Source organism: Comamonas testosteroni, assembly GCF_014076415.1.
Taxonomy (GTDB): domain Bacteria; phylum Pseudomonadota; class Gammaproteobacteria; order Burkholderiales; family Burkholderiaceae_C; genus Comamonas; species Comamonas testosteroni_F.
In genome coordinates this window covers 411,942-426,090 of sequence record NZ_CP043568.1, presented here as the reverse complement: position 1 = coordinate 426,090, position 14,149 = coordinate 411,942, and the positions used below count along the sequence as shown (strand labels likewise).

The 14,149-nt window shown below is 58.9% G+C and carries 13 protein-coding genes and 5 tRNA genes; 4 read left to right on the top strand and 14 right to left on the bottom strand.

Annotation, left to right across the window (positions count from 1 at the left end):
* Positions 1 to 272: 272 nt before the first annotated feature.
* The 13 genes from rplL to F0P97_RS01905 all read right to left on the bottom strand — a co-directional run bounded on the left by rplL (position 273) and on the right by F0P97_RS01905 (position 6,287).
* A complete protein-coding gene (rplL, locus tag F0P97_RS01965) occupies positions 273 to 650 on the bottom strand; it encodes a 50S ribosomal protein L7/L12 (RefSeq protein ID WP_003065690.1) in 378 nt (125 codons plus the stop codon).
* Positions 651 to 686: 36 nt separating this feature from the next.
* The gene (gene rplJ, locus F0P97_RS01960) at positions 687 to 1,211 is read right to left on the bottom strand and encodes a 50S ribosomal protein L10 (protein WP_003065692.1); all 525 of its coding nucleotides are present in this window, start codon (positions 1,209 to 1,211) and stop codon (positions 687 to 689) included.
* A gap of 227 nt (positions 1,212 to 1,438) precedes the next feature.
* Positions 1,439 to 2,134 carry a 50S ribosomal protein L1 gene (rplA, locus tag F0P97_RS01955; protein ID WP_003065693.1) on the bottom strand — a complete coding sequence of 232 codons (696 nt, stop codon included), beginning with the start codon at positions 2,132 to 2,134 and terminating at the stop codon, positions 1,439 to 1,441.
* Entirely contained in the window at positions 2,135 to 2,566 is a 432-nt protein-coding gene (gene rplK, locus F0P97_RS01950; RefSeq protein WP_003059339.1) for a 50S ribosomal protein L11, read from the bottom strand.
* 125 nt (positions 2,567 to 2,691) lie between these two features.
* A complete protein-coding gene (gene nusG, locus F0P97_RS01945; RefSeq protein ID WP_003065695.1) occupies positions 2,692 to 3,279 on the bottom strand; it encodes a transcription termination/antitermination protein NusG in 588 nt (195 codons plus the stop codon).
* The gene (gene secE, locus F0P97_RS01940) at positions 3,279 to 3,662 is read right to left on the bottom strand and encodes a preprotein translocase subunit SecE (RefSeq protein WP_034349432.1); all 384 of its coding nucleotides are present in this window, start codon (positions 3,660 to 3,662) and stop codon (positions 3,279 to 3,281) included. Before secE ends, nusG begins: the two co-directional genes overlap by 1 nt.
* Positions 3,663 to 3,749: 87 nt before the next feature.
* Positions 3,750 to 3,825 (bottom strand) — tRNA-Trp (locus tag F0P97_RS01935).
* A gap of 9 nt (positions 3,826 to 3,834) precedes the next feature.
* A complete protein-coding gene (tuf, locus tag F0P97_RS01930) occupies positions 3,835 to 5,025 on the bottom strand; it encodes an elongation factor Tu (RefSeq protein WP_012836789.1) in 1,191 nt (396 codons plus the stop codon).
* A 75-nt stretch (positions 5,026 to 5,100) separates the two neighbouring features.
* Positions 5,101 to 5,175 (bottom strand) — tRNA-Thr (locus tag F0P97_RS01925).
* Positions 5,176 to 5,218: 43 nt separating this feature from the next.
* A tRNA-Gly gene (locus tag F0P97_RS01920) sits at positions 5,219 to 5,292 on the bottom strand.
* 58 nt (positions 5,293 to 5,350) lie between these two features.
* Positions 5,351 to 5,436 (bottom strand) — tRNA-Tyr (locus tag F0P97_RS01915).
* 80 nt (positions 5,437 to 5,516) lie between these two features.
* Positions 5,517 to 5,592, bottom strand: a tRNA-Arg gene (locus F0P97_RS01910).
* Positions 5,593 to 5,666: 74 nt separating this feature from the next.
* Positions 5,667 to 6,287 (bottom strand): TetR family transcriptional regulator, encoded by a 621-nt coding sequence (locus F0P97_RS01905; protein ID WP_042438626.1) that lies wholly within the window; start codon positions 6,285 to 6,287, stop codon positions 5,667 to 5,669.
* 227 nt (positions 6,288 to 6,514) lie between these two features.
* Here F0P97_RS01905 and F0P97_RS01900 point away from each other — a divergent pair, with 227 nt between their 5' ends.
* The 4 genes from F0P97_RS01900 to F0P97_RS01885 all read left to right on the top strand — a co-directional run bounded on the left by F0P97_RS01900 (position 6,515) and on the right by F0P97_RS01885 (position 13,488).
* On the top strand, positions 6,515 to 7,822 hold the full coding sequence (locus F0P97_RS01900) for an efflux RND transporter periplasmic adaptor subunit (protein ID WP_182287074.1): 1,308 nt from the start codon (positions 6,515 to 6,517) through the stop codon (positions 7,820 to 7,822).
* Positions 7,823 to 7,834: 12 nt separating this feature from the next.
* Positions 7,835 to 11,014 (top strand): efflux RND transporter permease subunit, encoded by a 3,180-nt coding sequence (locus F0P97_RS01895; RefSeq protein ID WP_182285404.1) that lies wholly within the window; start codon positions 7,835 to 7,837, stop codon positions 11,012 to 11,014.
* Positions 11,007 to 12,440 carry an efflux transporter outer membrane subunit gene (locus tag F0P97_RS01890; protein ID WP_182285403.1) on the top strand — a complete coding sequence of 478 codons (1,434 nt, stop codon included), beginning with the start codon at positions 11,007 to 11,009 and terminating at the stop codon, positions 12,438 to 12,440. The genes F0P97_RS01895 and F0P97_RS01890 overlap by 8 nt, the downstream gene beginning before the upstream one ends.
* A gap of 199 nt (positions 12,441 to 12,639) precedes the next feature.
* Positions 12,640 to 13,488: a c-type cytochrome gene (locus F0P97_RS01885; RefSeq protein ID WP_182285402.1), complete on the top strand. Its 849-nt coding sequence runs from the start codon at positions 12,640 to 12,642 to the stop codon at positions 13,486 to 13,488.
* Positions 13,489 to 13,576: 88 nt separating this feature from the next.
* On the opposite strand, the gene F0P97_RS01880 is transcribed toward F0P97_RS01885, so the two are convergent.
* Positions 13,577 to 14,134: a DUF2946 family protein gene (locus F0P97_RS01880; protein WP_182285401.1), complete on the bottom strand. Its 558-nt coding sequence runs from the start codon at positions 14,132 to 14,134 to the stop codon at positions 13,577 to 13,579.
* Between the last annotated feature and the right edge of the window lie 15 nt (positions 14,135 to 14,149).

The following is a 14,149-nucleotide window of genomic DNA, read 5'->3' as shown; positions in this document are numbered from 1 at the left end:
GATCTCCGGGCAAAGACATGAGTCCTGGGTCTGCGACGACTGCCCCACAGGGTTCTCCTGCGGGCTTGGCGGTTGGCCACTACCAACCATGGCTGACGGCGATGCGTTGCACATCGCCCGAACCAAGGCATCTTCTGCTGTCGGATTGTCAGAAGACACTAAAAAGCAGACTCCCTAGGAAACCTGCTTTCTGGTGTGTTCTTTCAGCGCGTTCCACAAGCGCCAAAGGCTGGAGACCCTTTTAGGAGTCTCCAGCCCTTGATTTCACTGAATTACTTCAGTTCAGCCTTGGCACCGGCTTCAACCAGCTTCTTCACAGCGGCTTCAGCGTCAGCCTTGGGAGCTGCTTCCTTCACGGTCTTGGGAGCGCCGTCGACCAGATCCTTGGCTTCCTTCAGACCCAGGCCGGTGATTTCGCGCACAGCCTTAATCACGGACACCTTGTTAGCGCCAGCGTCGGTCAGAACGACGTTGAACTCGGTCTTTTCTTCAGCAGCAGCAGCGCCACCAGCAGCGCCGCCAGCAGCGGGAGCAGCCATAGCAGCGGCGGACACGCCAAACTTCTCTTCAATAGCCTTGACCAGGTCGTTCAGTTCCAGAACAGTCATGCTGTCCAGGGCGGTCAGGAATGCGTCTTTATCGAATGCCATTTTGATTTCCTAAAATTGGTTGGTTTTGCCGAGCACTCAGGCTGCGGCTGTTTCTGTTGCCGCTTCGGCAGAGCCTTCGCCCTTCTTGGCCGCCAGAGCGCCCAGCACAACGGCTGTACGCGAGATAGGCGACATGAGCAAGCCGCACAGTTGTGCGAGCAGTACTTCCTTGGAGGGGATGTTTGCCAGTTGCTTAACGCCGTCGATGTCCAGGGCCTTGCCTCCGAACGCACCACCGCGAATCACCAACTTGTCGTTGGTCTTCGCGAAGTCGGCCACCACCTTGGCGGCAGCCACTGCGTCTTCAGAGAAGCCATAGATCAGGGGACCAGTCATCTGGTCAGCCACCACGTCAAACGCGCTACCGGCAACAGCACGGCGGGCCAGGGTGTTCTTCAACACGCTCAGGCTCACACCCTTGCTGCGAGCATCGGCACGCAGTTTGGTCATGTCGGCGACCGTGATGCCACGGTATTCCGCGATCACAAGCGTTTGAGCTTTAGCGGCGAGGCTGGTCACTTCGTTGATGACCGCTTCTTTCTCACTGCGATTAAGACTCAAGGTCTACTCCTTCAAATGCATATGCAAGGCAAGCCCTGCATACACGCTCTTGTTGCAGCGACCAACTGTTTAGGAAAAATTTCCATCTGCAGCGGGATCGCCATCTGCGTTGGCCTTCGTGATTAAGTGATCAAATCACACCAACGGTCTTGGATGACCTGCAGGAGCAACAACTCCCGCAGCCCACCACACCAGATGAGCCAGGCTCATCTGACGATTTCTAGCAATTACGCCGAGATGGATTGTGTATCGACGCGAACGCCCACACCCATGGTCGACGAAACAGCCACCTTGCGCAGGTACAGACCCTTGCTGGAAGCAGGCTTGGCCTTGTTCAGTGCATCGATCAGAGCAGCCAGGTTGCCCTGCAGCTTGTCGGCATCGAACGAACGGCGACCGATCGTGCCGTGCACGATACCAGCCTTGTCCACGCGGAACTGCACTTGACCAGCCTTGGCGTTCTTCACGGCCGTAGCGACGTCAGGAGTCACGGTGCCAACCTTGGGGTTGGGCATCAGGCCACGGGGGCCCAGGATCTGACCCAGCTGGCCCACAACGCGCATAGCGTCGGGAGCAGCGATCACCACGTCGAAGGGCATGTCACCGGCCTTGACTTGAGCAGCCAGGTCGTCCATGCCGACCACGTCAGCGCCAGCAGCCTTGGCTTCTTCAGCCTTGGCGCCTTGTGCGAACACAGCCACGCGAGCAGTCTTGCCGGTACCGTGAGGCAGCACCACAGCGCCACGCACCACTTGGTCCGACTTCTTGGCATCCACACCCAGTTGCACGGCCACGTCGATGGATTCATCGAACTTGGCAGTTGCAGCTTCCTTCACCAGCGCCACGGCGTCAGCGAAAGAGTACAGCTTGTTGGAATCAACCTTGCCCTGGAGAGCTTTTTGCTTCTTGGTCAACTTGGCCATTTACACACCCTCCACGATCACGCCCATCGAACGGGCAGAACCAGCCAGCGTACGCACAGCAGCGTCAACGTCAGCGGCGTTCATGTCCTTCAGCTTGGTCTTGGCGATTTCTTCCAGCTGAGCACGTGTGATCTTGCCAACCTTGTTCTTCAGAGGATTGGAAGAGCCCTTGTCCAGCTTCACAGCCTTCTTGATCAGAACGGTTGCGGGAGGAGTCTTGATGACGAACGTGAAGCTCTTGTCAGCAAAAGCCGTGATCACCACGGGCAGAGGCAGGCCGGGCTCGACACCTTGGGTCTGGGCGTTGAACGCCTTGCAGAATTCCATGATGTTGAGGCCGCGCTGACCCAGCGCAGGACCAATGGGAGGAGAAGGATTGGCCTTACCAGCTGGCACTTGCAGCTTGATGAAGCCGACGATTTTTTTCGCCATGTTGAGCTCCTTACGGGTATAGCGCCATTCGCAGCGTCTGCAAACAGCTCCCCGAGGTTGCTGACTCTACAAAAAAGCTTCGCATCGAGTCAAAAAATGCGAAGCCCTAGATTCTATTGCGAATCTCAAGTTTTCTCAACTTGAGAGAATTCCAATTCCACAGGAGTTGCGCGGCCAAAGATGGTGACCGACACACGCAGACGGTTCTTTTCGTAGTTGACTTCTTCGACGGAGCCGTTGAAGTCTGCGAACGGACCTTCCTTGACACGAACCATTTCGCCCACCATGAACTCGACCTTGTGGCGGGGCTTCTCGGTGCCCTCCTGCATCTGGTCGACGATCTTGCGAACTTCTTCTTCAGAAATGGGGGCAGGACGATTCTTGGCACCACCGACGAAACCAGTCACCTTGCTGGTGTGCTTCACCAGGTGCCATGTATCGTCATCCATCACCATTTCGACGAAAACATAACCGGGGAACAGGCGACGCTCTGTGGTGCGACGAGTGCCGTTGCGCATTTCCACAACTTCTTCGGAAGGCACCAGGATGCGGCCAAACTTGGACTGCATGTCCGAGCGGGCAATACGCTCCGCAATATTGCGCTCGACAGCCTTCTCCATACCCGAATAGGCATGGACGATATACCAGCGCAGATCGGGATTGGCGGGTCCCGCTGCTCCACCATTCACATCTGTTTCGACTGCATCAGCCATTACTTCCTCCAGCCCAAAATCAAGTCGTACAAGACCCATTCAAGCGTCTTATCGGTGAACCACAAGAACAAGGCCATCACCACCACAAACGCAAAGACATACAGTGTCATCTGCATGGTTTCTTTGCGGGTGGGCCAGACCACCTTCTTCACCTCACGCCAAGCATCACGAGCAAAGCCAATGAAGCGCTTGCCCGGCTCAGAAATCAGAAACACGCCAGCAGCCAGCACCAGGCCGACAATCAGAGTCGCCCACTGCACCAGCGCACCTTGCTTGCTCAACAGATAAAAGCCAGCAATAGAAGCAACAACTAAAGCCGCAACAGCGGCTAATTTTGCTTTGTCAGCAGCAGAGCTGACTGTTTCAACCTGAGTAGTGGCCATATTTTGTTTCAAATGCACAAAAATGTGCAATTTCAAGACACAAAAGCCCGCCAAAGGCGGGCTCTTGTTGATTCCACCATTAAGAGGTGGCAGGGGCAGTAGGAATCGAACCTACAACCTTCGGTTTTGGAGACCGACGCTCTGCCAATTGAGCTATACCCCTACAAATCAATTATGCAATGATCGTGGCAACCACACCGGCGCCCACAGTACGACCACCTTCGCGGATAGCGAAGCGCAGACCTTCTTCCATGGCGATGGGGGAGATCAGCTTCACAGTGATCGACACGTTATCGCCAGGCATCACCATTTCCTTGCCTTCGGGCAGTTCGATGGAGCCGGTCACGTCAGTTGTACGGAAGTAGAACTGGGGACGGTAGTTGTTGAAGAAAGGAGTGTGGCGACCGCCTTCGTCCTTCGACAGCACGTAAACTTCAGCAGTGAAGTTGGTGTGGGGCTTGATGGAGCCGGGCTTGCACAGCACTTGGCCGCGTTCCACGTCTTCACGCTTGGTGCCGCGCAGCAGCAGGCCCACGTTGTCGCCAGCCTGACCTTGGTCCAGCAGCTTGCGGAACATTTCCACGCCGGTGACGGTGGTCTTGACGGTGTCCTTGATACCGACGATTTCGATTTCTTCGCCGACCTTGACGATACCGCGCTCGATACGGCCAGTCACCACGGTACCACGACCGGAGATGGAGAACACGTCTTCCACGGGCATCACGAAGGCGCCGTCAACAGCACGCTCGGGAGTGGGGATGTAGGTGTCCAGAGCTTCGGCCAGCTTCAGGATGGCAGGCTCGCCCTTGTCGGACTGATCACCTTCCAGGGCCAGCTTGGCGGAGCCGCGGATGATGGGGGTGTCGTCACCGGGGAAGTCGTACTTGGACAGCAGCTCGCGCACTTCCATTTCGACCAGTTCCAGCAGTTCTTCGTCGTCCACCATGTCGGCCTTGTTCAGGAACACGATGATGTAGGGCACGCCCACCTGACGCGACAGCAGGATGTGCTCGCGAGTCTGGGGCATGGGGCCGTCAGCAGCGGAGCAAACCAGGATAGCGCCGTCCATCTGAGCGGCACCAGTGATCATGTTCTTCACATAGTCAGCGTGGCCGGGGCAGTCCACGTGAGCGTAGTGGCGGTTGGCAGTTTCGTACTCAACGTGCGAAGTGTTGATCGTGATACCACGAGCCTTTTCTTCGGGGGCGTTGTCGATCTGCGAGTAGTCCTTGGCTTCACCGCCGAAGTGCTTGGACAGCACGGTAGCGATAGCAGCAGTCAGGGTGGTCTTGCCGTGGTCAACGTGACCGATGGTGCCCACGTTCACGTGGGGCTTGGTGCGCTCGAATTTTTCTTTTGCCATTTTTCCGACTCCGAAAAAACTAATTCACTGCAAGAGGATTTCGGCGCAACCCTATCAAGCGAGCGCACCAGAAAATGGTGCCCATGGCGGGAATCGGACCCGCGACCTCTCCCTTACCAAGGGAGTGCTCTACCACTGAGCCACATGGGCAAAGAAGCTGCAAAAACAACTTCTAAAATCTTTGCTCGCAAACTGGAGCGGGAGACGGGAATCGAACCCGCGTCATTAGCTTGGAAGGCTAGGGTTCTACCATTGAACTACTCCCGCACAGATTTACTACTGCACGTGACTGCTATTTCTAGCAATCGCTCTTCTCAACCATTGCTGGTGGAGGGGACAGGATTCGAACCTGTGTACGCGTTAGCGGGCAGATTTACAGTCTGCTGCCTTTAACCACTCGGCCACCCCTCCGAAGAGACTTGAATTGTAGCATCTATTTCCGGCTTAAAAAGAAATTTTGAAATTTCTTTTTTCTTACCGAAGATCGATGCTGGCGCGGCTGGCGGGGATCGAACCCACGACCCTTGGCTTCGGAGGCCAATACTCTATCCACTGAGCTACAGCCGCGAATCCGTCAGGCCGCTTGCACGGCCAACAACAATTCAACAGCCGCAATTATTGCACGGGTTTGGACACCCAAATCACAAATTCACCCGAAATCCCAAACCAGACAAGTAGACATCCACCGACATCGAACCGACCTTGACCAATGAGAAACTTCCTTCCGTCAATACCCAACCATGTATAAGACCTACAAAAAGAGAGTGCAAACCAAGGGCTGCCTCTTCCGGGGATACCGACAACTGCACGGACTGCCCCTGCGCTGCAGCCGCCAGGTCGTGCGCAAATTTTTCCCGAGCGAAGCCTGAACTTTCTATATGCTGCAAACGCACATCAGCCAGTTCGCCCACGTATTCCATTTTGAATAGCGCCGTTTCAAACACCTTGCGTCTGCGCTCATCCTCATCCAAGCTCTCGAACACACACAGGATGGAGTGACGAATGCGCTCTAGCGGCAACAGGTCGCCATACCTGTCGTCACAGATTTCTTCGAAAGGCAGGCATATGCGCCCAAGCATGGAAACAAAGACATCCATCTTGTCCTTGAAGTGCCAGTACACCGCCCCGCGTGTAGCCCCTGCACGCTGCGCGATATCGCCCAGAGAGGTTCGAGACACCCCCTTCTCGAAAAACACCTCCTCAGCCGCATCCAGCAGCTTGGTGCGCGTCTCGTCCGCTTCAGCCTTGGTTCTTCGAGCCATCACTCACCCTCCTCATCACTCGCCAGCGATAGCTCGCCGCGAGAACAACCATTTCTCAGCTGCTTTACGCAGCGTTTTCAATTATACATTTATGCATGTATGTATAATTTCTCTAGCACCGATATGCAGGAAACCATCTAGGGTTTCCACCCGAATGAGCGCTCCACTGCGGACAGCGCTCTTTTCTCGTTTTCACAATGTCAACCGGAAGGACGTTCATGCACCCGATGTATGAAGCAAACCAGGCTCCCGACAATCAGTCCCATTCAGCCGCATCCGGCACCCGCTCCATGGTCATCGGCCTGAGCCTGGCTGCTGCACTGGGCCTAGTCGCATGCAGTGACAAAAACGCGGAAGCTCAAAAAGCACAGGCAGCCGCGCAGGCACAGCCACCCGAAGTGGGTGTGGTGACGGTATCCATGCAGAACGTGCCTTTGATCTCCGATCTGCCCGGCCGTCTGGAGCCATCGCGCATTGCTCAGGTTCGCGCCCGCGCAGCCGGCATCGTGCAAAAGCGCCTGTTCCAGGAAGGCTCGGATGTCAAGGCCGGCCAGGCCCTGTTCCAGATTGACAACACGCCGTACAAGGCCAATCTGCAGAGCGCTCAGGCGACCCTGGCACAGGCCGAAGCCAATCTTGCCCAGGCATCTGCCACCACCCGCCGCTACAAGCCCCTGGTGGAAGCCAATGCCATCAGCAAGCAGGAGTACGACACGGCCATTGCCAACGAAAAGGCGGCACTGGCACAGGTTGCAGCAGGCAAGGCGGCAGTCACCAATGCCAACGTCAACCTGGGCTATGCCAGCGTGACAGCCCCCATCTCCGGACGCATCGGCCGCGCTCTGGTGACGGAAGGCGCTCTGGTCGGCCAGGGCGAGGCCACACAGCTGGCGACCATTCAGCAGGTCAACCCGCTGTACGTGAACCTGACTCAGTCCTCTTCCGACATCATGCGCATGCGCGAAGCGCTCAGCTCCGGCAAGTTAGCAAAGGTAGGTGACAACGCAGCGCGCGTCCACGTCTATTTGGACGATGGCAAGGAGTATGCACACACCGGCAAGCTGCTGTTCACCGACCTGACCGTGGACCCGACTACCGGACAGGTCAGCGTGCGTGCGGAGCTGCCCAATCCCGACGGACTGCTGTTGCCCGGCACTTATGTACGCGTGCACCTGGAGCAGGCACAGGTCGAGAACGCAGCGCTGATTCCGCAACAAGCCGTGACTCGCAACGAAAAGGGCAACTTCGTCATGATCGTGGCCGAGGATGGCTCCGTGGCACCGCGTCCCGTTCAGATCAGTCAGTCCAGTGGCAATAACTGGGTCGTCACATCCGGCTTGAAAGCTGGAGAGAAAGTCATGGTGGACGGCCTGATCAAGGTGGGCATGGGCGCCAAGAAGGTCAAGCCCGTCGAGATCAACAATGCGGCTGCCGGCACACCAGCACAGCCCTCTGCTGCGGCCCCTGCCGCACCTGCGCAAGAGAAAGCGGCCACACCAGCCGAAGGTGCTGGCGAAGGCCAGGCAGCCAAGTAACAGGCACGATCCATGTCAAAGTTTTTCATCCACAGACCGATCTTTGCCTGGGTGATCGCGATTTTCGTGATCATTGCGGGCGTGATCTCCATCACCAAGCTACCGGTGGCACAGTTCCCATCGGTCGCACCTCCCACCATCAACGTGACGGCGACCTACCCGGGCGCCACGTCACAGACCATGACGGACTCCGTTCTGCAACTGATCGAGCGCGAAATCAACGGCGCCCAGGGTCTGATGTATATGGAAGCCTCCGCCCCTGCGGGCGGTCAAGGCACTCTGACCGTCACCTTTGCTCCGGGCACCAACCCCGATCTGGCGCAGGTGGACGTGCAAAACCGCCTCTCCCGCGTGCTGCCCCGCCTGCCTCAGGTCGTACAGGCCCTGGGCGTGCGCGTGGACAAGTCCATGAGCAACTTCCTGATGATTCTGGCCTTCCAGGCCGAGTCCGGAGAGACTTCGCGTGACGATATTGCCGACTACGTGAACCGCAATGTGGTGCCTGAAATCCAGCGTCTGGACGGCGTGGGCAAGGCACAGCTGTTTGCATCGGGTCGTGCCATGCGCGTGTGGGTGGATCCTGCCAAGCTCCAGGGCTTCGGTCTGTCGATTGCATCGGTCAACGCAGCGATTGCCGCGCAGAACCAGCAGATCTCCGGTGGCGCCCTGGGCAACCTGCCCAGCACCCCTGGCACCACCACCACCGCCACGATCGTGGTGCCTGGCCAGCTGACGACGCCCGAGGAATTCGGCGAAGTGGTGCTGCGCTCCAACTCCGACGGCTCCACCGTGCGCCTCAGGGATGTGGCTCGCATCGAACTGGGCATCGAAAGCTATGCTTTCGAGTCGCGCCTGGACGGCAAGCCCGCCGTGGCAATGGCCGTGCAGCTGACTTCTACTGCCAACGCCATGGCGACTGCCAAGCTGGTCAAGGCCAAGATGGCAGAGATGGAGCCCTTCCTGCCTGCCGGCGTGAAGTGGTCCTCGCCCTACGACACCTCCAAGTTCGTGAAGATTTCCATCGAAAAGGTGGTGCACACGCTGCTTGAAGCCATCGTGCTGGTGTTCATCGTGATGCTGATCTTCCTGCAGAACATCCGCTACACCCTGATCCCTACCATCGTGGTCCCCATCGCATTGCTCGGCACCTTTGCCGTGATGCTGCTTGCCGGTCTGACCATCAACATTCTGGCCATGTTCGCCATGGTGCTGGTGATCGGTATCGTGGTGGACGATGCCATCGTGGTGGTGGAAAACGTCGAGCGCATCATGGCCGAGGAAGGTCTGCCACCCAAGGAAGCCACCATCAAGGCCATGGGACAGATTCAAGGCGCCGTGGTCGGCATCACCGTGATTCTGGTGACGGTTTTCCTGCCTCTGGCCATGTTCTCCGGCGCGACCGGCAACATCTATCGCCAGTTCTCGCTGGTGATGGCCATCTCAATCTTCTTCTCGGGCTTCTTTGCGCTGACACTGACGCCCGCACTGTGCGCCACCATGCTCAAGCCCATTCCAAAGGGCCATGCGCACGACAAGAAGACCGGTCTGCTCGGCCCGTTCTACAACTGGTTCAACCGCAAGTTTGAAGCCGGCACAAGGCGCTATTCAACCGCTCTGTCCGGTGTGGTCAAGCGCTCCGTGCAGGCCTTCATCGTCTACCTGCTGGTAATCGCCGGTGTGGTCTTCATGTTCATGCGACTGCCCACGGCCTTTCTTCCCACCGAAGATCAGGGCTATGTCATCTCGCTGGCTCAGCTGCCTCCCGGCGCGAGTCTGGAACGCACCAGCAAGACCATGTCTGAGCTGGAGAAGTTCGCCCTGAGCCAGCCTGAGACCGATCACATCGTGAGCATTCTGGGCTTCAGCTTCATGGGTCAGGGCCAGAACGTGGGCCTGGCGTTCACCACGCTCAAGGACTGGTCCGAGCGTACAGGAGCGGGCTCGGATGCCAAATCCTTCGCTGACCGAGCCAAGGGCGCCATGTCAGCGCTGCGCGATGGTTTCATCTTCACGCTGGTTCCCCCCTCCATTTCAGAGCTGGGCAATAGCGACGGTTTCACCTTCCGTCTGCAAGACCGCGGCAGCAAGGGACATGCAGCCTTGCTGGCAGCCCGCAATCAGTTGGTTGCCAAGGCCAACCAGAGCTCTGTGCTGACCGGCGTGCGCTTTGACGGTGTGGATGACGCCCCCCAATGGCAGGTGGACATCAACCGCGATGCCGTCTATGCCCAGCGCGTGAACATGAGCGACCTTGCCTCGACGCTGGCAACGGCCCTGGGCTCGTCCAACTCCACGGACTTCCCCAACAACGGCTATATGCAGCGCGTCACCATCCAGGCCGATGCGGCCCGCCGCATGCAACCCGAGGACGTGATGCGCCTGACGGTTCCCAACGCGCAAGGCCAGTTGGTGGAGCTTTCCACCATGGTCAGCGCCAAGTGGATCAGCGGTCCCATGCAGCTGACACGCTATAACGGCTACCCCTCCATGAGCATCACCGGTCAGGCCAAACCCGGCTTTACCAGCGGTGATGCCATGAAGGAAATGGAAAAGCTGGCCCAGGAACTGCCCGACGGCTTCGGCTACGAGTGGACCGGCCAGTCTCTGGACGAGAAAAAGGCCGGCTCCTCGGCCATGCTGCTGTACGCGTTCTCCATCCTGGCCGTGTTCCTGTGCCTGGCCGCACTGTATGAAAGCTGGAGCATTCCGCTGTCCGTGCTGCTGGTCGTGCCTCTGGGCGTGTTCGGCGCCGTGGCCGGCATGCTGATGCGCGGCATGCCCAACGACATCTACTTCCAGGTGGCGCTGATCACGGTGATTGGTCTCTCGGCCAAGAACGCCATCCTGATCGTGGAGTTCGCCAAGGACCTGCATGCGGAAGGCAAGAGCGCGCTGGAAGCCGCACTGGAAGCCGGTCACCTGCGTTTCCGCCCCATTCTGATGACTTCGCTGGCCTTTATTCTGGGCGTGGTGCCGCTGTACATCGCCTCAGGTGCCAGCGCTGCCAGCCAGAAGGAAATCGGCACCGGCGTGTTCTGGGGCATGGTGATCGGCACGCCGATCTCCGTGTTCCTGGTGCCCGTGTTCTTTGTGGCCGTGTTCAATCTGTTTGGCAAGAAATCCAAGCAAGACTCCAACGCCACTCCCCCGGCGGCAACTTCTGCAGCACAGGGAGGCTCGCAACATGAATAAAACCTTGCTACCCGTAGCACTGGCCGGCGCGCTGCTGGCCAGCGGCTGCTCCTTCATCCCCACGCTGGAGCGCCCTGCCGCTCCGGTGGCCGAGCATTACTCTGCCGCCGACGAGCAGGCCGGCACCACTGCGGCCGCCGACATCCCCTGGCAGCAGTTCTACACGGACCCACGCCTGCAGCAGGTGATACAGCTCGCGCTGGACAACAACCGCGACCTGCGTGTGGCCGTGCTCAACATCGAAAAGGCGCAGGCCCAGTACCAGATCCAGCGTGCCGCTCAGTTTCCTGAGTTCGGTGTGGCAGGCAGCGCCAGCCGCCAGCCCAGCGCTACCACGGGCCGCTATGCAAACTCGTACATGGCGGGCCTCTCCATGCCCAGCTGGGAGATTGACTTCTGGGGCCGCATCGGCAGCCTCAAGCAGCAAGCTCTGGCCCAGTATCTGGCGACCGAGGAAGGCCGCAAGGCAGCCCAGATCAGCCTGATTGCAACAGTCGCCAACACCTGGCTGAACCTGCAGGCTGACGAGGAGCTGCTGGCCATTTCCCGCCGTACCCTGGGCACACGCGAGCAGTCCATCAAGCTGACCAAGCTGCGCCTGGACTCTGGCGTGGCTTCCGAGCTGGACTACCGCCAGGCTCAGTCGCTGACCGAAAGCGCACGCGCCACGCTGGCCCAGCAAGCCGGTCAGCGCGAGCGCGACGTCAACGCCCTGACGCTGCTCGTAGGCCAGGCTCTGCCTGCCGATCTGCAGACCAGCATGCAAGGCAAGCAGCTGCGTGATCTGCCAGCCCTGGCCGATGTGCCGTCGGGCCTGCCTTCTGACCTGTTGCTGCGCCGGCCCGACATCCGTCAGGCAGAGCAAAGCATGATTGCCGCCAATGCCAGCATTGGTGCGGCACGTGCGCTGTTCTTCCCGAACATCTCCTTGACTGCCTCGGCAGGCTTTGTGAATTCGGAGGTTTCCGATCTGTTCAAATCGGACTCTGCGGCTTTCACGATTGCGCCTTCGCTGTATCTGCCCATCTTCAATGCAGGCCGCAATCGCGCCAATCTGCAGGTTGCAGAAGCCAGCCAGAAGATTGCCGTGGCGCAATACGAAGGCTCCATCCAGTCGGCCTTCCGCGAGGTGTCCGACACCTTGGTGAATCGCCGGGCACTCAAGGATCAGCTCGATGCCCAATCGCGTCAGCTGGAGGCAGAGCAGGTTCGCTACAAGCTGTCGGACCTGCGCTACACCAACGGTGTGGCCAGCTACCTGGATCTGCTGGATGCGCAGCGTTCACTGTTTGCACTGGAGCAGTCCGTGGTTCAGGTCCGCCTGGCGCAGCTGCAAAACCAGGTCAATCTCTACAAGGTGCTGGGCGGCGGCTGGACGGAGGCAAGCGCCAGCAACAACCCTGCGGCAGCAACTACAGCCCAGTAATCAGGCCGTTTTTTGCCCCCTCACTCAAGGCGTCTTCGGACGCCTTTTTTCATGCACGCCACAAATTGACTGCACAAAGTTGATCCAACTCAACTCCTTTATGCAGCAGCCGTCAACCCGGATCGTCGTGCACTGGTGTTCTTAACCCTCACTTCTATAATGGTTTGTTAATTCCCACCCCACGATCTCAGAGGACTTCATGAGCGAGCAACACCACGAAGAAGCCCATACCGGCCCAATCAAAAAACCCAAGCAGTTGTTGCTTGCCGTCTTCTTCTCGTTTGTGGTTCCCATCTTCGTCATCATCGGACTGGTCAAGTTCGTGACTTCGTCCGACACCACGGGCGCAGGTACGGCCAATGCCGAAATGGCCAAGGCCATGCGTCTGCAAAAAGTGGGAACGGTGGAAATTCGTGATGCCAACCGCCCGCTGCGCGGTGGCGCGGAAGTCTTCAAGTCGCAATGCGCGGCCTGCCATGAAACCGGCGTAGCCGGCGCACCCAAATTCCAGGATGCGGCAGCCTGGGGCCCGCGCATCAAGCAGGGTCTGGAAACGCTGGTGCATTCGGCCCTGGCAGGCAAGGGCGCAATGGCGGCCCAGGGTGGCGGCGAGTTCAATGACACGGAAATTGCCCGTGGCGTGGTCTATATGGCCAATGCGGCCGGAGCCAACTTCCCCGAGCCCCAGCCTGCAGCTGGCGCAGCAGCCGGTGATGCCCCCGCAGCAGCAGCTGCAGCCCCCGTTGCCGCTGCACCTGCTGCAGCTGTTGCAGCCGCCGAGGCGGCACCCGCCGCAGCTGCCGCAGCCTCCGATGTGGGCAAGAACATCTACAACACCACCTGCATGGCCTGCCACGCCAGTGGCGTAGCCGGGGCTCCCAAGTTTGGCGACAAGGCTGCCTGGGCACCTTTCATTGCCAAGGGCATGGACGATATGGTGCAGAAGGCCACCCAAGGTGTTGGGGCCATGCCTCCCAAGGGCGGCTCCACTGCTTCGGACGCAGACTTCAAGGCCGCCATTCAGTACATGGTGGATGCAGCCAAGTAAGCCCTGCTCTCTGCTCCGCAAAAACCGGCCTTTGGCCGGTTTTGTTATTTTTGGCCTCAAGCCCTTTGCACGCAAGCGAAAGCAGCTATCAAACTTGATACCCCTCAGGACTGGGTACAAAACCGAACTTCAATGTCAGCGAAGCGCTGTCGACCTCCTGCACCTCGGGCAGCAAGCCGCCTTCCAGCGCATTGGCGGCATCCAGCATGTCCAGGCTGTGCACCATGCCCAGGCCCTGCGGCAAAGCCAGGAAAAGCCGCCCCTGCTCATCAAGCAGCACCTGCTGCACCTGTTCGACCGCCAGCTCCTGGCCCGTGTGGCTGCTGAGCTGCAGGCCATGCTCCGTGCATCGCAGACGCCATATCCATGGCGCACTCTCCAGCTCCACATACACACGCTGCGGGCCGTTCTGGAAATACCAGCGACCATCAGACTCGGCCAGATAGTTGCGACCGATGAATTCGGCCAGCTTTTCGTGGCGCAGCAGATTGCCCCTGGCTCCGGGCTTGCCGCCGGCAAACGTGCCGCATGCCTGGGCCTGCTCGTCTCTGAGCCACCACTGGCCGCGCGCATCCAGACCCAGCCAGCCGCTGCAGGCAGGCACGTTGGGCCATTTCGCCATGGCCTGCTTCACGATGTCATCCATCACTCATCTCCTGAT

Bases quoted from the DNA above. Each gene is read 5' to 3' on its own strand.
- F0P97_RS01895 (WP_182285404.1), top strand. From the start codon at position 7,835: ATGTCAAAGTTTTTCATCCACAGACCGATCTTTGCCTGGGTGATCGCG.
- rplA (WP_003065693.1), bottom strand. From the start codon at position 2,134: ATGGCCAAGTTGACCAAGAAGCAAAAAGCTCTCCAGGGCAAGGTTGAT.
- nusG (WP_003065695.1), bottom strand. From the start codon at position 3,279: ATGGCTGATGCAGTCGAAACAGATGTGAATGGTGGAGCAGCGGGACCC.
- rplL (WP_003065690.1), bottom strand. From the start codon at position 650: ATGGCATTCGATAAAGACGCATTCCTGACCGCCCTGGACAGCATGACT.
- F0P97_RS01890 (WP_182285403.1), top strand. From the start codon at position 11,007: ATGAATAAAACCTTGCTACCCGTAGCACTGGCCGGCGCGCTGCTGGCC.
- F0P97_RS01900 (WP_182287074.1), top strand. From the start codon at position 6,515: ATGTATGAAGCAAACCAGGCTCCCGACAATCAGTCCCATTCAGCCGCA.
- F0P97_RS01905 (WP_042438626.1), bottom strand. From the start codon at position 6,287: ATGGCTCGAAGAACCAAGGCTGAAGCGGACGAGACGCGCACCAAGCTG.
- tuf (WP_012836789.1), bottom strand. From the start codon at position 5,025: ATGGCAAAAGAAAAATTCGAGCGCACCAAGCCCCACGTGAACGTGGGC.
- F0P97_RS01880 (WP_182285401.1), bottom strand. From the start codon at position 14,134: ATGGATGACATCGTGAAGCAGGCCATGGCGAAATGGCCCAACGTGCCT.
- F0P97_RS01885 (WP_182285402.1), top strand. From the start codon at position 12,640: ATGAGCGAGCAACACCACGAAGAAGCCCATACCGGCCCAATCAAAAAA.
- rplK (WP_003059339.1), bottom strand. From the start codon at position 2,566: ATGGCGAAAAAAATCGTCGGCTTCATCAAGCTGCAAGTGCCAGCTGGT.
- secE (WP_034349432.1), bottom strand. From the start codon at position 3,662: ATGGCCACTACTCAGGTTGAAACAGTCAGCTCTGCTGCTGACAAAGCA.